Origin of the sequence: Paraburkholderia panacisoli, from assembly GCF_008369935.1 — a bacterium.
In the GTDB taxonomy this organism is placed as follows: domain Bacteria; phylum Pseudomonadota; class Gammaproteobacteria; order Burkholderiales; family Burkholderiaceae; genus Paraburkholderia; species Paraburkholderia panacisoli.
The window spans coordinates 1-20,497 of the sequence record NZ_VTUZ01000016.1 but is presented as its reverse complement, the minus strand read 5'-3'; the positions used below and the strand labels follow the sequence as shown (position 1 = coordinate 20,497).

The window sequence follows — 20,497 nt, the reverse complement described above, 5'->3', positions numbered from 1 at the left end:
AGGCCCAGAGTACGGACCGGATGTCGACATAGGAGATGTCAACGGTGCAGAACAATGCAAAAACCAGTCGGCTTTCACGGATTGAGCAACAAGCGCTTACGCGCAGGCGGCTGGTTAGAGCCGCCGAATCCGCGTTTTCCCGGTTTGGCTACGAAGGAGCATCGCTTGAATTGATTGCAGCGGAGGCCGGCTACACCAGAGGGGCTCTTTATTTCAATTTTTCCGATAAAGAGAGTCTCTTTTCCGAAGTACTGCGTCTCCACATGGAAAACAATATCGCGGCGTTGGAGCGGATTGATCGCCTGAAGCCAGAGAAAATATTTGATGCAGTGGCGAGTTGGGTCAAGACGACCCAAGCCAGCTCACAGCTCATTGCGGAGCTGATGCTTCATACGCGGCGAAGCACCGAATTCGCGTCCCGCTACCATTCGTTTCAAAAGGACTTAATTGACACGCTGGCGCGTATCCTCGAGCGCCACTTTGAGGCGCAGTCCATAGTTATTCCGGTCGATGCAGTGGACCTGGCGGATGGAATTACCGCTTTGGCTCGTGGGCTGAGTCTGCAGGCATCTGACCAAACAGCCGCGACGCACCGTGAGTCGGACGCCCTCATTGACGACATGCTGAAGGTTCTTATCCGCGCGTAAGTCATCGCTTCGGTGCCCCCGTGCGTTCCTGCGTTCTAACGGAAAATTGAGTGGCAACCCCCCGGTATCACATCGACAGATACGCTGCGAGCGCGACTGGTTCGAACTCTGCCTAACTGCCACGAACGCTCCGGATCGAGAGCTACGAACATCTTTGGCGACCTCGTTGGCCACTATGTGAAGACGACGGTCCCTCGTCCGTCACGCGTCGCACATTTTCAGGCAGGAAGCGAATCAGCCGACGCATCCGATTGAATTTCCCATCGATACAAATACCAATTGATATTGGAAGATCTAGTGGTATTCTTGATCTCAGCATGGCGTTACATGCGACTTTGATGTTTTCACATCTTGTTCGGTGATTCTGGAACCTAATAGATATTTGGAGGAAGACTCATGGCTCGGCTGGAAGGCAAGGTAGCGATCATTACTGGGGCGGCGAGCGGGCAGGGAGCGGCAGAGGCACGGCTGTTCGTTGCGGAAGGGGCTCAAGTTGTGATCGCGGACATTCAGGAGGCTGGCGCCCAAGTTGCGGCTGAATTGGGTGAGGCGGCCTTTTTCGTCAAGCACGACGTAGCGGATCAGGGCTCCTGGGAGCGCGTCGTCGCGGAGACACTGGGTCGGTTTGGCCGACTCGACATTTTGATTAACAACGCCGCTATGTTCGACCCCAAACCGTTGATGCAAACGGAGCCGGCAGAACTCGACAAGCAATATCGAGTCAACCAACTCGGAGTGTTCCTGGGTATGCGCGCAGTGGTCGAGCCGATGAAGTCCTCTGGCGGGGGCTCGATTGTGAACATCTCGTCCGTTTCCGGATTGCGCGCCCTGCCTGGTCAGTTTGCATACTCGTCTACCAAGTGGGCCGTTCGCGGAATGACGGGTTGTGCTGCAGTGGAGTTGGCATCTTTTGGCATACGAGTCAACACGGTCTTTCCAGGCCTGATTGACACACCTATGCTGGCGGGCAACTCGCCGGAGACCAACGCGTTCTACGCGAAGATGGTGCCGCTGGGACGGATGGCCAAGCCGGGAGAAGTGGCCGAAGCGGTTGCCTTTCTGGCGTCAGACGCAGCCAGCTACATGACTGGCGCGGAGGTCGCGGTGGACGCCGGCGCAAGACTTTAGTCATCGAATCGGTGCGCGGCTCCACAGTTTGCCGTGCGAATGAATGACTGGAATGCGCCGGTTTTCGACAAACCGGCGCACTGCCAATACGAAAGCGAGAGAGCAATGGGCACGAGTTTGCAAGGCAAGGTCGCCGTGGTAACTGGCGGAAGCACTGGAATTGGCCTTGAAGCAGCGAAGCTGTTCGTTGACGAAGGGGCGTTTGTCTTCATTACAGGCCGGCGACAGTCTGAATTGGATCGCGCGATGTCTGAGATTGGCCATCATGTTCGCGCTGTACAAGGCGATATCTCCAACGCTGCCGATCGCCGACGCCTCTACGAAATAGTCGCGGCAGAGGCGGGCTGCATTGACGTATTGTTCGCCAACGCTGGTGTGGGTGACGTTGGGCCTATCGGCACGATCACCGAAGCGCACTTCGATCATATTGTCGGTGTCAATTTCAAAGGAACGTTGTTCACCGTTCAGGAGGCGTTGCCGCTCTTCAGAGACGGCGGTTCAATTATCCTGACCGGCTCGATCGCTGGCGCAAAGGGTTTTGGCGATCTGGTCGTCTATAGCGCGACCAAGGCGGCATTGCGTTCGCTAGCCAGGACCTGCACAGCGGGGCTCAAGGATCGCAAGATCCGGGTGAATTTGTTAAGTCCAGGGACGACAGATACGCCGATCATCGCGCCGATGTCGGACGACATGAAGGCCGGATTTGCTAGCTTGGCTCCGGCGGGCCGATTGGCTCACGCGGCGGAAATTGCGACCGTCGCCTTGTTTTTGGCATCTGATGCATCCAGCTTCGTGACAGGTACCGAAATATTCGCGGACGGTGGAGCGGCGCAGGTGTAGAACGGCATGGAGCGGGCTGATTGATCGTGTAGGCCAATGATGAGCGAGGCAGAACGGACTATCGTCACACGTGAAGAAAGGAAGTCAACGAAGAACCGGGTTGCATGGGGTACTGGCGACATCGACTCGGCAGTCGCCAGGGCACTAAAAAGCCTGACGCTATGTCTTCCGTCTGGCGCCAAAGAGGATTTTCGTCCAACGACTTCGGGGGGGCAGAACTTGGCTCGTCATCGAGGCGGTTGTGAGCAACGAAGATAGGGAGTGTCATGACTATCAGTAACCCCTTCGAAATCTGCTTTCTTCTTGTTGTTTTCTCACTGCTCGGGATCGTTCTCATCGGGAACATGCTTAGAGCGCTCAAACTTGAACGATATCGTCCAAGCCTGGCTGGTGCCATCATCGGGGTGGCGACGGGGATGGCAGTCATTGAAGCTCTCCCGTGGATTTCTTGAGTCGCTGCTGCGGGCCGAGCAACGCAGACTGCTCCCTGAGCGCCGAACGTGTTGTTCGAAGGAAGCGACGACCGTTGGGCTATCAAGATCTGTCGCGTTCCCGGGCGTGCCGGCCACGTTGCATCGAAGGTGTAGTCAACTTGTTCGACAGAGCGACGTGATTCGACGATGCGCAGAAAGATATCGGCGTGAATTGCTTGCTACCTGACGTCACCGCAGGGCCAAACCCCCGTCGCCAAATCGTCGGCACAGCCTCCTGAGCCTCGGTGATTTTTTGCGACGTCAATACAAATACCAATTGATATTTAAAGTCTGATTGGTATCATTTGTCGAAGGCTAGACATTTGCAGTAGGTTGACTGACGGATGCAGAGGCGCAATCGACAAGGCCGACACTATGACTCGCGGTTCACTTGACCGTGAAGGTGGCAATCGTCTTAAGCGTGGCGAGGGGCGGCGCACGGATTGTTGTGACCACGGGGCCTGTAGCAGTTGAGAGTCTTCAGGCTGGCTAATGTTGCGATCCGGTTGGGCTCAAAGTCCATGAAAATGTAATTCTGCGTTGCGAGAGAGTTGACGAGTATCAATGGACGATAGTTAGGAATGCAATTCATATAAATGGTTCGGGATGAAATGGCTGCCCGGACATAAGTACTAGACGGCTGCGCTGAACATCGCGGCTTTAAGCAAACAGGAGACGCCGGAAATGTTGGATGCCAGATCGCAAGAGACGATAGCCGGGCGGCTGAAGGGAACGATTGCTCTCTCAGCGGTGTTGATGGCCACGGTCCCCACGGGTGCGTGGGCATTTTCATTCAACATGCCGTCGGACTGGCAGGTCAGTTGGGACAACACGCTGACATACAACCTCGGAATGCGCGCCGGTGGTATTGATCCGCTCATAGGTAACAATCCGGACAATGACGAATCCGACTATAAGTTTGCGCACGCGGGCGACATCGTCACCAACCGTACAGCATTGCTTTCAGAATTAAACGTAACCTACAAGGGGCATGCAGGTTTTCGTCTTTCTGCATCAATATGGAAAGACTTCGCTTACGGAGGCGGGAACGTCTCAAATCCTGGGATCTACGCGCCCGCAGGTGGTGGTTTGCCCCCTATCACGTACCGCTCCATCGATTCTTATCCGGACAGTAAGTTTTCCTCTTTTACGAATAGATACTATGTGCAGGGCCAGCAATTGCTTGATGCATTTGTGTTTGATGACTTTGATGTGGCGGGGAAAAACGTTTCGTTGAAGGCTGGGCAGTTCACGGAATATTGGGGTAACGCTCTATTTTTTCCACTTGAAGGCATCTCATACGGTCAGGGAGCTATCGACGCCATAGCGTTGTCTACAAATCCTGGAGCCGAGGTTCAACAGCTATTTCTGCCTCGCCCGCAACTTAGTTTGACTGCGCATCTCACGCCTGAGGTCTCGCTTTCAGGGCAATACGCATTCGTTTTCAACTCAAATCGCTTACCTGCCGGGGGGACATTCCTCGCACCCGCTGATTTTCTATTTACTGGCCCCTCCAATTTCTTCGTTGGAGCTGTGCCTAGCAGTCAATTGGGCTTGCCGGCGGGCGGATTCATGCCAATCAACGTACCGGCTGGCGCAAGCAATGTGCCGCGGAATCTTGATAACAATTTCGGTGTGAAAGTGGGTTGGACTCCGGCGTCTCTGAACGGTGGGATGGGATTCTATTTCCGACGTTTCGACGAAACGCAGCCGTGGGCTCCCTTGCTGGATTTCGGTCCGGGCGGAGTTCCTACGGATTACCATTTATCGTACAACCGGGGCGTTCAGTTATTCGGATACTCGTTTGATACCACGATAGGAAATGTCGGCGCTGGCTTTGAAGCGTCGTACCGGAGAAACACAGCACTGAATAGCACTCCTAGTCCGCTCGTCGCGGCTGAGCCGGAAGGTGCGAAGGGAAACACGCTCAACCTTATCGCGAATGCGATTGTCCCACTGTCGCGGTCGTTTCTGTGGGATACAGGCACGCTGACTGGCGAACTCGCGTATACCAGGCTTTTGTCCGTTACTGCGAATCAGGCTCTCTACAACGGCGTGGGTTACGCCGGTTGCAGTAGCGGTAACAAATGGGACGGCTGCTCAACTCGCAACTATGCCGCGGCGGCAATTCTGTTCCAGCCGCAATGGCTACAGGTTTTTCCGGGCGTCGATCTGAGTATGCCCATTTCGGACGTGTTCGGTATCTACGGAAATAGTGCGCAGGTCGGCACCGCACAGAACGGGCAGGGGACCAACTCGTTTTCGATTGGTGTACAGGCCACGATCCGACAGAAAACGACCGTGACGCTCGCATACAACGGGTACCACGCTCATACCAACGGCATTGCCTTTACACCAAGCGGTCTTGCCTACTACTCGAGCGGCAACGGACTGTTTGGCAATAACGACCGTAACTGGGTTTCACTCACACTGCAAAGCTCGTTCTAGTAATTCTTGTTGGAGGAGACGTTATGAAGAAGGTATTTGGAATCGTCGCGGGAATGCTTGTCATTGTCTCGCATTCAGGAACTGCGCTCGCAGCGGTGTCGGCGGACGAGGCCAGTAAGCTGGGCACCTCGCTGACAGAGTTCGGCGCTGAGAAACAAGCAAGTGCGGATGGCGCGGTTCCCGCGTATACGGGCGGACTTACTACGCCACCGGCAGATTTTGATCCGAAGAGCGGCTTGATTCCCGATCCGTTTAAGGACGAAAAGCCGCTATACAGCATTACCGCGAAGAATATGTCGCAGTACGCGGATCGACTGACGCCCGGGGTCCAGGCATTGCTGAAGCGCTTTCCGACTTACCGTCTTGACGTCTACCCCACACATCGGACCATGCACTATCCGAAGTGGGTGCTCGACAACACACTCAAGAACGCCACCAACGCAAAGCTTGTTGGGAAGATTCAAGGGGATGGCGTGGAGGGTGCATTTGGCGGCCTTCCGTTTCCAATTCCGAAAGATGGCTATGAAGTCATGTTCAATAGCAGTCTGAATTTCCAGAGGACCCAGTACGAAGATCAGGCAAAGTCCTGGCTGGTGGACAGCGCGGGAAATCGAAGCGAACTTCCCGAGAATGATGCGAACGATTACAGGCCGTACTACGATCGGGCGTTAGGGCAAGGAAAGGCGCCGCATAACGCTTACGACGTTTATCACGTTGTTCAGGTATCGCCACCAACCGGAGTCGGTACGGCAATACTTGCGTACACTCCAATTAACAATTCGGTAGACGATCAAACGACGTGGCTCTATATGCCAGGGCAACGGCGGACGAGAATGGCACCCGATTATAAATACGACACACCGATTTCCCAATTCGGTGGCGTTATGTTCTGGGACGACCTTGGACTCTTTCATGGGCGGATGGACCGGTTCGATTTTAATTTGATCGGTAAGAAGGAATTGATTATTCCGTACAGCTCATATAAGTATCTGTCGACACCGCCAGACCAGCTGTTTGGGAAGGAGCATTTGAATCCGGACGCAATTCGCTGGGAGGCGCACCGGGTATGGGTTGTCGAAGCAACTCTGAAACATGGGGAGCGGCATGCCTATTCGAAGAGAACTTTCTACGTTGATGAGGATAGCTGGGCCATCGTGGAAGCGGACGCATACGATCCGGAAGGAAAGCTATGGAAGGTTGGATTTGACTACACATTCAATTATTACGATGGAGGCGGAGGGGTATTTAGCGCAACCTATAACATTTACGATTTACAGAAAGGAAACTATTTCGGAACAAATTCTGGCGGCCCCGTCGATGGCCGTCCTTTGATCAAGCCGTCCGATACGCATCAAAAAGAGAACTTGTTCACTCCAGCAGGCATGGCCGGAACCGGTATGCACTGATGCAAATCAGAGCGGCGCATCGGTCCGACCTTCGGATGTGCCGCTCTGAAAATGGATCTGGATAGTGCGTTATGCCTCGAATCGGTCTTTGATTGGGTTTACTGCTATGGTCATCTTCGAGAAGGTGTTGAACGCCCGCGGTATGAGGAAGTGGGCAAGCGTCGCTGTGGTTATCGCAATGACGTGTGCGGGACTGGGCAATCAGGCCGCGAATGCCTCAACGTCGGCAGCGGACGGCTCGCCTAACCGAGCTTTCGTCGATCCTCTTGACGCGCCGGCGCTGATGCGTACGTCGGTTGGCGGACGACCCGTAATGTCAGTTGTGGGTGCGGGTCGACGCCTCGTTGCGGTAGGCATGCGCGGCTTGGTCGCGATATCCGATGACGGCGGCAAGACGTGGGCGCAGGCTTCTGTGCCGGTCCAAAGCGATTTGCTGGCGCTCAGTTTTCCAACGAACCTCGAAGGCTGGGCGGTGGGGCACGACGGTGTGGTGCTGCATAGCGGGGATGGCGGGGCGACGTGGAGTCGACAACTGGATGGGCGCGTTGCGGCCCGTAGCTTGTCTGCCACATATCAACAGAAGGTCGCGGCCGGCGATCAGTCCGTACAACCCTATCTGGACCAGTTGAATCTCAACTATAAAAGCGGCCCCACGTTGCCGTTCGTCAGCGTGGCCTTCGAAAACGCCCGCAGGGGGTTCGCGGTTGGTTCCTTCGGGATGATCGTAGCAACTGAGGATGGTGGAAAGACCTGGCAACCGTATCTGGACCGTATTGATGACCCGCAGTTCCTGCATCTGAACTCGATTCAATACATCGAAGGGAACCTTTATATTGCCGCGGAGAAAGGGACCGTCTTCAAATTCGACCGCCAATCTGGACGGTTTGTCGCAACGACCACGGGTTACCCGGGAAGCTTCTTCGGCATTGTGGGCAACGCCAAGGTGCTGTTGGCCTACGGCTTGCGCGGTACTGTCTATCGCAGCACGGACTCGGGCACTACGTGGATGCCGACGACCGTACCTATGCACGGCGCCATCACCGGCGCAGCCTATCTCCCGAAGCGTCACGCGTTTGTGCTGGTGACAAGCGCCGGAGAGATTGCGACCGGCGATGAGATGGGTGAGAGGTTTCAGTTGCAGGTAATCGGGAAACCGACTGTCTTTACGGCCGTTCACGACATGGGAAACAGCGCAGTGGCGTTGTCCGGATTAGATGGCACGCGCGTCTTAACGCTTCATTGACTTTAGCAGATGGCCCCTGGTAGGGCCTTTGCTTCGAGATCTTGAGAGTGTCTTATGGAAAGCAATATCGGAAGCGGTGACGGGATGCCTGTCGTACGTTCGCAAAAAGACTTCGATCGCCGTTCAGGATCCCGTCTGGAGCGACTGATTTTCAATCACAGACGGTTGATCATGATCATCAGCCTACTGTTGGTTGCTATTTTGGGGTTCGAAGCGTCAAAGCTGACAATAGGCGTGAGTTTCCGCGACATGATGCCCCAATCAAGCGAATTCATCCATAACTACCTCGAGAATGCTGATTCTCTGCGTAGTCTGGGTAACTCGGTACGCATTGTTGTTGAAAACAAAAAGGGGAACATATATAGCCCGCAGTATCTTCAAACATTGCGCCAGATCAACGACCGGGTTTACGTGATTCGTGGGGTCGATCGCGCTTTTGTCAAATCTCTCTGGATGCCCGTTGTCCGGTGGACGGAAGTCACCGCCGACGGGTTCCAGGGCGGTCCTGTCATGCCTGACGATTACGATGGTTCACCGGCAAGTATTCAGCGCCTTCGCGTCAATATTGCTCGCGCGGGCATTGTCGGTTCCATTGTCGGAGGCGACCAGAATTCCAGTACGATTTTTGTGCCGCTACTGACAACGTACGGCGATAGTGGAAAGCCCCTTGATGACCTTGCTGTTCGAGACGCGATTGAGAAGATCCGGGCCGACTATTCAAATGACCAGATTGCGATCCACGTGATCGGCTTTGCCGAGCTCACGGGTGACCTGATTCACGGCCTCAGACAGGTCGTCGTGTATTTCATTTTTGCCGCACTGATCGCGATGGGGTTTGTGTTCCTGTACACGCGGTGTCCACGCAGTACATTACTCGTAAGCTTATGCTCTCTGACGGCGGTATTGTGGCAGCTTGGGATTATGCGCCTGCTGGGTGCAAAGCTTGACCCGTATTCGATACTTGTACCGTTCCTGATCTTTGCGGTGGGCGTCTCGCACGGTGCGCAGAAAATGAACGGCGTGACGCAGGACATCGGTCGTGGGACAGACAGATATGTGGCAGCGCGCTATACGTTTCGCCGATTATTTGCGGCGGGCCTGACTGCGTTGCTGGCGGACGCCGTTGGGTTCGCTGTTCTGATGTTCATCGACATTCCCGTTATCCGTGGGCTTGCGCTGGCAGCTTGTATTGGCGTGGTAGTGCTGGTTTTCACGAATTTGATTTTGTTGCCCGTGTTGCTGTCATATACGGGTGTGAGCGAGGCTGCGGCTGAACGCAGTTTGCGAACGAGCACTAGTCACCCGTTTATACGACTTCTCGCACCGTTCTCACGCCGTCGCGTGGCGAGCGTTGTCCTGCTTCTCGCGTTCGGCCTGACTGTTGGCGGCCTTGTCGTAGGCGAACATCTCAAGATAGGCGACCTTGATCCGGGGGCGCCTGAATTGCGTGCCAATTCGCGTTACAACCGTGATGCGGCCTACGTCACAAACCACTACGGATTGTCGACGGATCAATTTGCGATCATCGTGAAGACCCCGCAAACAGGAGTTACCGGTTTTCGGACACTGTTGGAGATGGACCGGCTCGAGGAAGCGTTGCGCGATGTGCCCGGGGTGCAAACTACGACCTCGGCCAGCAGCCTCGCGCGCTTGTACACCGCGTCTGGTTACGAGGGTGACCCGCGATGGATGACGATCAATCGGGACCCCTATGTGACAAACGATGCGATCAACAATGTTTATGTTGCAAACCCGGAACTTGTGAACAACGATCGTTCCGTGGCCCCCATTATTGCGTTTCTTTCGGATCACAAGGCGGAGACCCTGGAACGCGTCGTTGCAACCGCGCAGCAATTCCTGGCTACGCATAACACAGGCGAGACCAAATTCCTGCTTGCGGCGGGCAGTTCTGGTATCGAGGCTGCCACGAATATCGTGGTCCGCAATGCGAATAGACGTATGTTGTTCATGGTCTACGGCGCGGTGATGTTGCTGTGTTTCGTTACCTTCCGCAGTTGGCGCGCGGTTGTCGTCGCGCTGGTTCCGCTGATGATAACGTCGATCCTTTGTGAGGCACTGATGGTGGTGCTGGGGATAGGTGTAAAGGTGGCCACTCTGCCGGTAACAGCACTCGGAGTCGGTATTGGCGTGGACTACGCCTTATATTTTCTTAGCGTACAACTGGCAATGCAGCGTCGAGGCTACTCCCTGGAGGAGGCGCATCTGTCGGCTTTGAATTTTACGGGAAAAGTGATCGCGCTCATTGGCGTCACATTAGCCGCTGCTGTGGTGACCTGGGCGTGGTCGCCAATCAAGTTCCAGGCTGATATGGGGATCTTGCTTACCTTCATGTTTCTCTGGAATATGGTTGGCGCATTGGTCCTGATCCCAGCTCTCTCGCATTTTCTGTTGAGGGACGTGTCGAAATTGCCTTCGACGGAGAAAGATTCGGGCTCACCAGGGGCGAAGTCACGCGTTGCGTCCAGTTGAGCTGGGGAGTGGATGTTGTCCGGAAACCGCAGGTCGCCATGTGAGTGGGCGATCGGAGGCTAACGGCTTCTGTTCGACATGATACGCACGGATTCAGGAAGGAGCCGGTTCAGTAGCGCGCAGAACCGCAGCGCCTTCACTGGCGAACGCGCGGAGCAGATGGTGTGCAATGGCGAAGGGCTTGGGTGCGGACAGTCCTCCAGCGTGCGTGCCGGACAACATCGCGACGACTTCCTCTCGTGAGAACCAGCGCGCGTCCTCCAGTTCTGTCGTATCAACGGTGATTTCCATATCATTCGCCCGAGCGAAACAGCCGATCATCAGTGATGACGGGAACGGCCAGGGCTGAGAAGCGAAATAGGCGACCTGTGAACAATGCACGCCGGTTTCCTCAAGCACCTCGCGACGTACCGCGTCTTCCACCGTTTCGCCGGGCTCGACGAAGCCAGCAAGCGCCGAGTACATTCCTGTTGCGAACTGACGTTGACGTCCCAACAGACAGTGATTGTCGTTGATGCCTAACATGATCACGACCGGATCGACTCGTGGAAAGTGTTGCGATCCGCAAGCATCGCACGAACGTCGCCAGCCTGCGGTCGACGCTCGGCTCGGTTGGCCGCAATTTGCGCAGAAGCGATGGCGCCGATGCCAATCGAGCATTGCTTTTGCCTGACCGAGTGCGCCCAGCAGGCGGGGCGAGGCCAGGCCGCCAACCGCAATTGAACGCAGATCGATCAGCTCGAAGCGTGTCGATAGTGCAGGGGAATCGAACGCACCTTGATGGAACCCGAGGGCGAAGCGTGCCGACCCGCCGTCAGCCAGTCCTAGGAAAACGACCTGTGCAGGGGGGCCGAACTCTGATACTTCGAGTGCCGAGAAGAGCATGTCGTGCTCGCTGCCGCGCTTCAGGACAGGAATTTCCACTGAGAAGACGATAAAACGCGTTGACGGATCGCGCCGCAAACCCTCGATGAACGCTGTATCGTCGCGTTTTTCGTTGCGCCGGTCGAGGGGATTGAACGCAAAGCCGATAGTGCTGGGTTGGTCAGGGATGGACATTGGAGTATCTGTCGGTATGGTTACGCTGGTTTGTCGTTCGGTTTCGCGCGATGCGCTTTACGTCGCCCGGACGGGGGCGGTATATGCAAAGGGGCTTTCCTAAACGGCAAAAATAGGTTACAACTTACAGTGACATTCTAAATACCGATTAAACTTCAAAATGCAAATGGAAGCTCAGCGTCCCGTTCGCCGTAGTCGTGCTGAACAGCAAGCGCTCACGCGTGGGCGGCTGCTAGCCTCGGCCGAGAGTGCGATTGCCCGGTTCGGCTATGGTGGCGCCTCGGTCGACGTCATCGCTGCAGAAGCAGGCCTCTCGAAAGGCGCCATCTACTCCAATTTCGCAACGAAGGAGGATCTGTTCCTCGAGTTGTTGCGACTAAACATGGAGCGCGACATGGAGGCGCTGGAAAAAATCGTCGAGTTGGAGCCAAAGGAACTCTATCAGGCGATCAGCCAATGGCTTGCTACCATGCATTCGGAAAGCGATTGTCCCGTTCTTGCCACGGAGCTTCAGTTGCAGGCTCGCCGCAGTCCAGAGTTTGCGGAGCACTATTATGCACTTCAGGAGCAGCAGATACGCACTCTCGCCCGCATTCTTCGCGCGTACTTCAAGGTGTCTGCGGCCGACCTTCCAATTGATGCCGCGGACCTTGCGGCATGTATTATCGCGCTGGCCCATGGTCTGAGCCTCCAGCGTCCGATGGGCAAGTCCAGATCCCGTAGTCAGGCCGGCAGGGTGATCGATGAACTTTTGCAGGTTCTTCTGACGAAGTAGCGGGTGCTGCGAGCGGCCCGATTGTCCCGGTGAGTGTTGGGACCTGAGGCGGGGTTCAGCAGCCCACAAAAGCAGTTGTCCGGGGTCAACTACTGACGCGCGGCCGATTCCTGCTCAAGTGCCCGTGCGCCCTGGAACACCCATGGTCTTCGTCTGAGCGTCAACGAGGTCGCTCATCTGGTCCAGTGCGTTGCCAACATTGTTCAATTTCAAACTCGTTCAAAATGCGTGCCAGTCCGCCGCACCGCGCATCCGTGGTTCTGATGGCGTTCCTCGGCATCGGAAGTCGCCGCTCGTCCTACTCGGCGGTCAGCCGTGACGCATTCGTCCCGGTATCGCCGATCCTGAAGATAGCCACAGCGTTTGTACATGGTCGAAGCGCTGTTGTGCCTGATTGAGCCTACCTAGGCCCTCCGCTCCCACGAAAATCAATGCATTGCGCAATGCCGGATCGGCCGATCGCTCGTTACGGCAAGATTGCGCGGCTGTCGCGACTCGTCATCGAGCGCGCCGACAGGAAGCGCCGCTCAGGCACCTGTGGAGAGCGACTGCGCACGCAGGGCTCTCCACGGCACCATACGCGGAGTTGGAGCAGCTTGAGATGTGTTTTCTGCTACAAACGCAATCTCAACGGATTCAGATCGCGTACGACCCAAACTTGATGTCGTGCAGGATGTCCGTGCGGGTCGGCGACCAGCCCAGCAGACGTTGCGTCTTCTCTGACGACATGCGCTTGTTCAACGAAAGACTAACGCCGATCGGACCACCGGTCGCGAACATTTCCGCGAACTCAAGACTTGCCGTGCGATCGCCGGCCCCAATCATGCGGCTGACGGCGGCGGCGAGTTCGTGCTGGCTCACTTCACCTGCGACGCCGTGCAGCACCGCACCAGCGGGTGCGCGTTCGACAGCGAGGCAGTACAACTCGGCGAGTTCATCAACATGAACGTAGCCCTGCAACGTCGCACCGGATCCGAGGTGTGGCGCGACCCCTTGAGCGCGAGCCATGCGGATGAGGCCGGGTAGGTCATAGCTGCCGCCATGTCCGTAGACGAGGCCGGGGCGCATTACGATGCCGCGGACGCCAGAGGCGCTCGCTACTTCCTTCTCCGTCTCGACGCGCGCGGCCATGGCTGCGCCGAACATTTCGACCATCACTGGTGGCACATTTGCCGACGCAGGCGCGAAGACTGAAGGCGGCAACGGTAGATCCACATCTTCATCAAAAACGTTGGGCGTAGCCTCGCCGCCATTGACGATGCCAAGGACTGCCGAGCCGCTGGTAAAGATCAGTGTCTTGCCCGTTGCTTCGATAGCGCCGAGCATGGCGCGAATCGCATCCCGATCCTGCGCGAACGTTTCAGCGCTACCCGCCAATGAGCCAATGCTTGCCGTGCTGACGATCGCTTCGACTTCGTTGGCCGCTTTGATGAGACTTGCGCTGTCGGCGAAGTCGCCGGCGACAGGGGTGATTCCGGCAAGGCGAAGCCTCCCGGCAGAATCCTCCGAACGCGCGAGGCCGAAGACCTCGTGTCCCCGTTTGGCGAGCGCCTTGGCGGCAGCGCCACCGATGAAACCGGTCGCGCCGGTCACGAGAATCTTCATTGCACTTCTCCTTGATAGTTCAGCATTCTTTGCTGATGTCTCAGGCCCGCAATCCATTGGATCTGAGAGTTAAAGTCGCCGTCTGGGTTCTGGCGAGTTGTTGAGTTGCGCGTGCTCCGGGGAACGCGAGAACTGGGTCGTGCGCCGCTTGGTGTCCCTGCTTCGACTATGTGGATGGCCGTCTTCGGCAACGCGGTGCAGATGGCTTGAGTCAAATCGATGTCTAAGAATACCATATAGAATTCAAAGAGCAAATGGTATTCTAGATGAGAAATAGCATCCGGATACGAGGCACCACGCGTCGAGAGATCTAAACGGGGACCACTCGTGCAGCGTGGGTAACCGGATCGTGGAAAAGCTCTCGATCATGGCGGCCCACATCAGATGCAGATGTTGTCAGCTGTGAAGCCCCATTTTGCCGCTAGCCATCGCCGCGAGGCGCACAACGAGCGCTCGAGGAAGAAATCGCGACAACCAGGTTGCCACTCGGACGCTTGTCCGTCCAGGGTAGGCGACAGCTTTTCTCTGATCGAAAGCCTTGAGGGTTTTTTGAACAACCGATTCCGCGCTGTCCATATCCTTCGGCGACACACTGGTCGAAACCCCATCAAAGAAGCTCGTTGCAGTCGGCCCTGGGCAAGCGGCCATCACATGTACGCCCGTGCCGGCGACCTCGAATTGCAGTGCCTCGCTGAAGAAAAGAACGAAGGCCTTGGTCGCGGCATAGGTTGCCATATGAGGGAGCGGTTGAAAGCTCGCGTTGGATGCGAGGTTGATGATGCCCCCCTTGCCACGTTTTGCCATACTGCGCCCGAACAGGTGGGCGAGGCCGACGAGCGTCTGAACGTTGACCTGAATCGACGACTGTTCCTTCTTGAGATCGTGCGAGAGGAAGCTGCCAGTCAGCCCCAGCCCTGCGTTGTTGACCAGCAGGTCTATCTGGATGCCGCGGCGCTTGAGTTCCTCGCCGATCTGGATAGGGGCTTCGGGAACCCCCAGGTCGGCATTGAGCGGGACGCATTGCACGCCGTACCTGGCTGCAAGGTCTGACGATAAGGCGTTCAAAACGTCGCTAGACCTGGCCACCAACACGAGGTTCATGCCACGCGCGGCAAGTGCTTCTGCGAAGACCTTCCCTAATCCTTTCGATGCGCCGGTAATCAGGGCGGTCGCGCCGCGATAGACAAACATGTTCTGCTCCTTGCGTTGAACGTAATGTGTCATGCCCTTCCGCACGTTTGATCCAGATGCAAATTGCTGGTCACGTCATTCGACGGCGATGGCAGCCGGCACGAAACGCAGTGACGAACTGGTGGACATGGTTGCTGGTCCCCGGATTAGTGGGGAATTGAAGTCCGGGAGTGTGCGGGCACCGGATCGACTCACGCGGCGATCCGATCTACATCGGCAGTGCCGCTACTCACGAGAGGCTGACTGCGTCCTGGTCTCCGACGAAAACTTCCGCTTCGGGCGAAGCCGAATAGTCGCTGTAGCCGCGCTCGTCGCCGCCAAACAGCGTGCTGCCGTCGAGGGCGCTCAACGGCAGGCCCTCAGCGAGCCGGCGCGGGAGGTCCGGATTGGCTACGAACGGTCGGCCGAAGGCGACCAGGTCGGCATAGCCACTGGACAGAACCCATTCGGCACGCGCCTCGTCGTAGTTGCCGGCAACGATGATCGGCCGCGTGAAGCGGGCACGGATGTCCTGGCGGAACTTCTCGGTGAACTGCGGTGCGTCGTCCCAATCCGCCTCGACCAGATGCAGATAGGCAACGCCGCGTGCCTGCAGGAATTCAGTGGCTTCGAGGATGGTCGGCAGAATGTCTGGGCAGGCCATGCCGCGCGCGGTCAGGAACGGAGCCAGGCGAATGGCCGTGCGCTCTGCGCCAACTTCGTCCGCTACGGCGTTGACGACTTCCTTGAGAAAGCGCAATCGGTTTTCACGTGAGCCGCCGTATTCGTCGGTGCGCGTGTTGGATGTCGTGCGGAGAAACTGGTCGACCAGATAGCCGTTGGCTCCATGAACCTCGACGCCATCGAATCCCGCGTCCATGGCGTTGCGGGCAGCCAGGCGGAAATCGTTGACTACGCCCTTGATTCCGTCACGGGTGAGTGCGCGCGGGGTTGGGCAGTCGAACATGGCGCCGACGCCGGTGGCCGGGTCAACCTTCCAGATCTGGGCGTCGAAGGGGACGGCGGAAGGAGCGACCGGCAGCTCGCCGTTGTGGAACTCCGGGTGAGACATGCGGCCCACATGCCAGAGTTGCAGGAAGATCCGGCCGCCGGCGGCGTGAACCGCATCCGTCACCAGTCGCCATCCGGCGACCTGTTCGGGGCTGTAGATGCCCGGCGTGAAGGAATAGCCCTTGCCTTGAGGCGAGATCTGGGAGGCTTCGGTCACGATCAGCGCAGCCGAGGCACGCTGGGCATAGTAGCGGGCGTTCATTGTATTGGGCACGTCACCGGGCTGAGAGCTGCGCGCACGCGTCATGGGGGCCATCACGACGCGGTGAGCGAGCTTGCGGCCGGCGACTGTGATCGGTGCGAAAAGCGGCGAGGTGGTAGTAGTCGACATGGTTGCGGATATCCGTGCTTAGTTGACGAAGGTTGAAATGGAAATGCCTTTCCGGGTTACGAATTCGATGACCACGCTGGGTGCCGGCGACACGAAGAGCTGGAGTTCGCCTGCTAGCGGTACCTCTGCGAGTTCATAAGGAACGCTGTTTGACCGTATGCGGTCAAGCAGCGCTGCCCACTCCGCGGCGTCATCGATACGCAGCGCAACATGGTCGATACGCGGTGAGGTCTTCCCTTCGAGCGCAGGACGGGTTGCCTCGACGAGATGAATGACCGGGCGACCGTCGGCGTATAGCCAGTAGCCACCTACCCGGAAAGGAGGCCGCGGGCCGTCGCTCAGGCCGACGATGCTGCAAAGAAAGTTCCGCGCACCTTCGAGGTCTCTGGTGACGATGGTTGCGTGGTCGAGCTTCATGTGGGCGGTGGTTGATTGCTGATGTGGCGTATTGTGCTGAGCCCAGGACACTTTGATAATTGGCGTAAGATTTGAATGATCTTCAAAAAAAACGGAAATCTCGTGGAGAACCTCGGTGACATCCGGCTTTTTGTAGAAGCGGCGAACCTGGGCGGGTTATCTGTAGCCGGGCGAAAGCTCGGGCTGTCTCCGGCTGCTGCGAGTGCACGCCTTGTGAAGCTGGAGGCGACCCTGCATACGCGGCTCTTTGAGCGCACGACGCGCCAGCTACGGCTCACAGAAGAGGGCCGGATTTATCTGATGCATTGTCAGCAGGCGCTTCAGTCCCTGGAGGATGCCCATGCAGCGCTGCAAGCTGGTCGGAGCATTGTTAGCGGGAAAGTGCGGGTTTCAGCGACTTCGGATTTCGGCCGTCATGTCCTGAAGGGTTGGCTCGACGAGTTCAACGTTCAATATCCGGAGGTCACATTCGCGGTGGTTTTGTCCGATTCGTTGTCGAACCTGTTGTTTGATGAAATCGACCTTGCGATCCGATTTGGCGTGCCTCCCGATAGTTTGCTTGTCGCTCGGCGCCTGGCACCCAATCGACGCGTGCTTTGTGCGTCGCCGGAGTACGTGGCGACGCACGGCGCGCCGGAGCGTCCGCAGGACCTCGAGCGTTTCGACTGCATCGTTCTCGGGACGACATCCGGGCTTGCGAACGACTGGAGGTTCACGCGCGGCGATGAGGTGGAGACCTATACCGTGCCCCTTGGAAACTCTCGGGAGACAAACGACGGCGCGCTCGCGCGCGAGTGGGCAGTGGCTGGTTACGGCATAGCGATGAAATCGGTATGGGACATCGGATCGGATCTGCGCGCGGGGAAACTAAAGATTCTGATGCCGGAGTGGCGGTCTCCGGATGTTCCTGTGCACGCCCTGTACCAACGTAGCCGGTATATGGCGCCGCGCGTACGGACACTCCTCGACTTCCTGGTGGAACGCTTTTCAGCGATGTCACGGGACCTGGATGACTATTTGAACTCCGGCGCTGGAGTTGCGGAAAAAAGTGGCGCCCGCAATAGCCGTCCACCGCGAGAAACGTAATCCGGCACTAGTATCGTGAGTCAGAAGTTCGTTACATTAGCTGTTCGTACGATCCGGAATGACGAAATGCTGCCTGAAAAGTCGCACGGACTCACGTAACCCCTCCTCGATAAAGACCACTGACTTCATATTGTTGGTGTCTTCTCGTATTTTTTAACATCAACGGTGTCGAATGCCCTCCATTACGGATACGTCCGAAGAAATGCGTGTCAACGCCTGGTTCAGCTCGTTGCCGCCGGCTGAGCAGCAGGCTTTGCTGAGCAGCAGCGAAGTCGCCACGCTGCAGGCTGGCGATTGTTTGTTCCGGCAGGGAGACGCGCCTGATGGTTTCTGTGGACTCAATCGTGGGCGCCTGAAGGCGTCCACGGTGCGTGAAGATGGCAAGGAGGCGATTCTTGCTGTCATTGAAGCCGGCAATTGGTTTGGCCAGACATCGCTGACCCAGCGCTTGCCTCGCATGCGCGATGTGGTGGCCCTCGATGAGTCAACGATCTTCACCGTCAAGCCACAGGCATTCGAGGCATTGATGAAAAACGCCACGTTTTTCAGGGCCATCGCGGATCTCCAATCGATACATATGAACTGGCTGTATCGAATGGTCGAGGATGTCACGCTGCATTCGACGCGGGCAAGAATCGCCCGGAGACTTTTGCTCCTTGCATACGGCGACGTGACCATGGCGCCGCAGATTCGCCGGGAAATAACCGTATCGCAGGACACACTCGCGATGATGCTCGGAATTACTCGACAAACTTTGGCTCTGGAGCTAAAGGCGATGGCCGCGAAGGGTGCCGTCAATTTGCGTTACGGGCGCATTGAGATTCTGTCGAAAGAAATGCTCCTGGCATTCCAGGAGTACGTCTGAGGATCCTGCGTCGCATTACTTTTGTTATCGGTGGTCACACCGCTTCCAGACTTATGTCAGCCATCCATCGACGCGTGCGTCGCCGGCGTGCCCGGTCGCTCGCCGCCGCCGATGCACATTTCCGTCGCGCCAATAAGCGGTAGGCAAGCCCAGAACCGCAGCGCCTCTTCGGCAGTTGGGAAAGCGAAAGAAAAACACCGATCTGCTTTTCCACGCCGACTGCACCCATTGTTCCACCGGTTCCGGTCCCCGCGTTTTCCGCGCTGGGCGATTGGGAGAAACCCGAGATTGCAAGGTTTCTGGCAGTCATGGGTTTATGCCCTCAATAGTATGGCTGCACAACCCGACGCGAGAGCATCGCAGAGAAGTCACTACGCGGACGCCGTTGGCGGATGCATTCGTGAACGGGTACCCACTATCGGAACCAGGGAGATGTAGATGCACGACCAGACGATGAACCCGACGCCGTCAGCCTATGCTTATCCATTGTTGATCAAGCATCTGCTGCATACGCCGCTCGCCCAGGCGCCGGACCAGGAGATCGTCTACAGAGGGCAGAAACGCTTGACCTACAGGACGCTGGGCGAACGCATTGCGCGGCTCGCCAGTGGTCTGAGCGGACTCGGAGCGCAGCATGGCAGTACCGTCGCGGTCATGGACTGGGACAGTCATCGCTACCTCGAATGCTACTTCGCCATCCCGATGATGGGTGCGGTCTTGCAGACGGTGAACGTGCGGCTCTCGCCTTCAGAAATCGCCTACACCATCAATCACGCCGGCGCGGAGATCCTGCTCGTTCACACCGATTTCCTGCCTGTGGTGGAAGCGATCAAGGACAAGCTCGAAACGGTGCGCACATTTGTCTGGATCGATGAGGAAGGCAGCGAAGCGTGCGCGCATACGATTCCGTTCTCCGACGAATACGAGAGCCTGCTTGCCAGGAGCGCGTCCAGCTATGCGTTCCCGGATTTCGACGAGAACACACGGGCCACCACGTTCTACACGACAGGCACCACCGGCTTGCCCAAGGGTGTCTACTTCTCACATCGGCAACTGGTGCTGCACACGATTACCGGCATGGCTGCGCTGGCGAGCCCGGTGTCGGGGCAACGCTTTCATCGCGGCGACGTGTATATGCCGCTGACGCCGATGTTTCATGTTCACGCCTGGGGCATGCCCTACATCGCCACGGTGCTCGGCGTGAAGCAGGTTTATCCTGGACGTTATGTGCCGGAGCGGCTCGTGCAACTGATACGCGACGAGGAGGTCACGTTCTCGCACTGCGTCGGCACGATTCTGCACATGCTGTTGGGCTGTCCAGAGGCCAAGGATGTCGATCTGGGCAAGTGGAAAGTCATCATCGGCGGCGGCGCATTGCCTCACGGCCTCGCGCGCGCTGCGCTCGATCGTGGCATCGATATCTTTACCGGCTACGGCATGTCC

At 57.1% G+C, this 20,497-nt stretch carries 17 protein-coding genes; 12 read left to right on the top strand and 5 right to left on the bottom strand.

Annotated elements, in window-relative coordinates; genetic code table 11:
• Positions 1-44 precede the first annotated feature (44 nt).
• The 8 genes from FVF58_RS23305 (at position 45) to FVF58_RS23270 (ending at position 10,675) form a co-directional block, all read left to right on the top strand.
• Entirely contained in the window at positions 45-647 is a 603-nt protein-coding gene (locus tag FVF58_RS23305; RefSeq protein WP_188130910.1) for a TetR family transcriptional regulator, read from the top strand.
• Positions 648-1,043: 396 nt separating this feature from the next.
• Positions 1,044-1,775: an SDR family NAD(P)-dependent oxidoreductase gene (locus FVF58_RS23300; RefSeq protein ID WP_149672198.1), complete on the top strand. Its 732-nt coding sequence runs from the start codon at positions 1,044-1,046 to the stop codon at positions 1,773-1,775.
• A gap of 105 nt (positions 1,776-1,880) precedes the next feature.
• Complete coding sequence (locus FVF58_RS23295) at positions 1,881-2,615, top strand: SDR family NAD(P)-dependent oxidoreductase (RefSeq protein ID WP_149672346.1); 735 nt, start codon at positions 1,881-1,883, stop codon at positions 2,613-2,615.
• Between the two features lie 266 nt (positions 2,616-2,881).
• The gene (locus FVF58_RS23290) at positions 2,882-3,067 is read left to right on the top strand and encodes a hypothetical protein (RefSeq protein WP_149672197.1); all 186 of its coding nucleotides are present in this window, start codon (positions 2,882-2,884) and stop codon (positions 3,065-3,067) included.
• Positions 3,068-3,772: 705 nt separating this feature from the next.
• Positions 3,773-5,536 (top strand): DUF1302 domain-containing protein, encoded by a 1,764-nt coding sequence (locus FVF58_RS23285; RefSeq protein WP_149672196.1) that lies wholly within the window; start codon positions 3,773-3,775, stop codon positions 5,534-5,536.
• Positions 5,537-5,559: 23 nt separating this feature from the next.
• Complete coding sequence (locus tag FVF58_RS23280) at positions 5,560-6,942, top strand: DUF1329 domain-containing protein (RefSeq protein ID WP_149672195.1); 1,383 nt, start codon at positions 5,560-5,562, stop codon at positions 6,940-6,942.
• An 88-nt stretch (positions 6,943-7,030) separates the two neighbouring features.
• Positions 7,031-8,185, top strand: coding sequence for a WD40/YVTN/BNR-like repeat-containing protein (locus FVF58_RS23275; RefSeq protein WP_188130909.1), 1,155 nt, complete (start codon positions 7,031-7,033; stop codon positions 8,183-8,185).
• 54 nt (positions 8,186-8,239) lie between these two features.
• Positions 8,240-10,675 carry an efflux RND transporter permease subunit gene (locus tag FVF58_RS23270; protein ID WP_149672193.1) on the top strand — a complete coding sequence of 812 codons (2,436 nt, stop codon included), beginning with the start codon at positions 8,240-8,242 and terminating at the stop codon, positions 10,673-10,675.
• Positions 10,676-10,768: 93 nt separating this feature from the next.
• On the opposite strand, the gene nudC is transcribed toward FVF58_RS23270, so the two are convergent.
• Positions 10,769-11,734, bottom strand: coding sequence for an NAD(+) diphosphatase (nudC, locus tag FVF58_RS23265; RefSeq protein WP_149672192.1), 966 nt, complete (start codon positions 11,732-11,734; stop codon positions 10,769-10,771).
• Between the two features lie 166 nt (positions 11,735-11,900).
• On the opposite strand from nudC, the gene FVF58_RS23260 reads away from it, so the two are divergent.
• The gene (locus tag FVF58_RS23260; protein ID WP_188130908.1) at positions 11,901-12,509 is read left to right on the top strand and encodes a TetR/AcrR family transcriptional regulator; all 609 of its coding nucleotides are present in this window, start codon (positions 11,901-11,903) and stop codon (positions 12,507-12,509) included.
• 636 nt (positions 12,510-13,145) lie between these two features.
• On the opposite strand, the gene FVF58_RS23255 is transcribed toward FVF58_RS23260, so the two are convergent.
• From FVF58_RS23255 to FVF58_RS23240, 4 genes are all read right to left on the bottom strand, one after another.
• Entirely contained in the window at positions 13,146-14,114 is a 969-nt protein-coding gene (locus FVF58_RS23255) for an NAD-dependent epimerase/dehydratase family protein (protein ID WP_188130907.1), read from the bottom strand.
• Positions 14,115-14,510: 396 nt separating this feature from the next.
• A complete protein-coding gene (locus tag FVF58_RS23250; protein WP_223191169.1) occupies positions 14,511-15,305 on the bottom strand; it encodes an SDR family NAD(P)-dependent oxidoreductase in 795 nt (264 codons plus the stop codon).
• Between the two features lie 229 nt (positions 15,306-15,534).
• On the bottom strand, positions 15,535-16,686 hold the full coding sequence (locus tag FVF58_RS23245) for an alkene reductase (RefSeq protein ID WP_149672188.1): 1,152 nt from the start codon (positions 16,684-16,686) through the stop codon (positions 15,535-15,537).
• A gap of 18 nt (positions 16,687-16,704) precedes the next feature.
• Positions 16,705-17,103 carry a VOC family protein gene (locus tag FVF58_RS23240; RefSeq protein WP_149672187.1) on the bottom strand — a complete coding sequence of 133 codons (399 nt, stop codon included), beginning with the start codon at positions 17,101-17,103 and terminating at the stop codon, positions 16,705-16,707.
• A gap of 102 nt (positions 17,104-17,205) precedes the next feature.
• On the opposite strand from FVF58_RS23240, the gene FVF58_RS23235 reads away from it, so the two are divergent.
• The 3 genes from FVF58_RS23235 to FVF58_RS23225 all read left to right on the top strand — a co-directional run.
• Positions 17,206-18,189, top strand: a complete 984-nt coding sequence (locus FVF58_RS23235; protein WP_149672345.1) for a LysR family transcriptional regulator — start codon at positions 17,206-17,208, stop codon at positions 18,187-18,189.
• 172 nt (positions 18,190-18,361) lie between these two features.
• Entirely contained in the window at positions 18,362-19,054 is a 693-nt protein-coding gene (locus tag FVF58_RS23230; protein WP_246217168.1) for a Crp/Fnr family transcriptional regulator, read from the top strand.
• A 438-nt stretch (positions 19,055-19,492) separates the two neighbouring features.
• The coding region (locus FVF58_RS23225) for an AMP-binding protein (RefSeq protein ID WP_149672185.1) at positions 19,493-20,497 on the top strand (1,005 nt) is incomplete at its 3' end.

Bases quoted from the DNA above. Each gene is read 5' to 3' on its own strand.
- FVF58_RS23300 (WP_149672198.1), top strand. From the start codon at position 1,044: ATGGCTCGGCTGGAAGGCAAGGTAGCGATCATTACTGGGGCGGCGAGC.
- FVF58_RS23295 (WP_149672346.1), top strand. From the start codon at position 1,881: ATGGGCACGAGTTTGCAAGGCAAGGTCGCCGTGGTAACTGGCGGAAGC.
- FVF58_RS23290 (WP_149672197.1), top strand. From the start codon at position 2,882: ATGACTATCAGTAACCCCTTCGAAATCTGCTTTCTTCTTGTTGTTTTC.
- FVF58_RS23285 (WP_149672196.1), top strand. From the start codon at position 3,773: ATGTTGGATGCCAGATCGCAAGAGACGATAGCCGGGCGGCTGAAGGGA.
- FVF58_RS23280 (WP_149672195.1), top strand. From the start codon at position 5,560: ATGAAGAAGGTATTTGGAATCGTCGCGGGAATGCTTGTCATTGTCTCG.
- FVF58_RS23270 (WP_149672193.1), top strand. From the start codon at position 8,240: ATGGAAAGCAATATCGGAAGCGGTGACGGGATGCCTGTCGTACGTTCG.
- nudC (WP_149672192.1), bottom strand. From the start codon at position 11,734: ATGTCCATCCCTGACCAACCCAGCACTATCGGCTTTGCGTTCAATCCC.
- FVF58_RS23260 (WP_188130908.1), top strand. From the start codon at position 11,901: ATGGAAGCTCAGCGTCCCGTTCGCCGTAGTCGTGCTGAACAGCAAGCG.
- FVF58_RS23255 (WP_188130907.1), bottom strand. From the start codon at position 14,114: ATGAAGATTCTCGTGACCGGCGCGACCGGTTTCATCGGTGGCGCTGCC.
- FVF58_RS23250 (WP_223191169.1), bottom strand. From the start codon at position 15,305: ATGTTTGTCTATCGCGGCGCGACCGCCCTGATTACCGGCGCATCGAAA.
- FVF58_RS23245 (WP_149672188.1), bottom strand. From the start codon at position 16,686: ATGTCGACTACTACCACCTCGCCGCTTTTCGCACCGATCACAGTCGCC.
- FVF58_RS23240 (WP_149672187.1), bottom strand. From the start codon at position 17,103: ATGAAGCTCGACCACGCAACCATCGTCACCAGAGACCTCGAAGGTGCG.
- FVF58_RS23230 (WP_246217168.1), top strand. From the start codon at position 18,362: ATGCCCTCCATTACGGATACGTCCGAAGAAATGCGTGTCAACGCCTGG.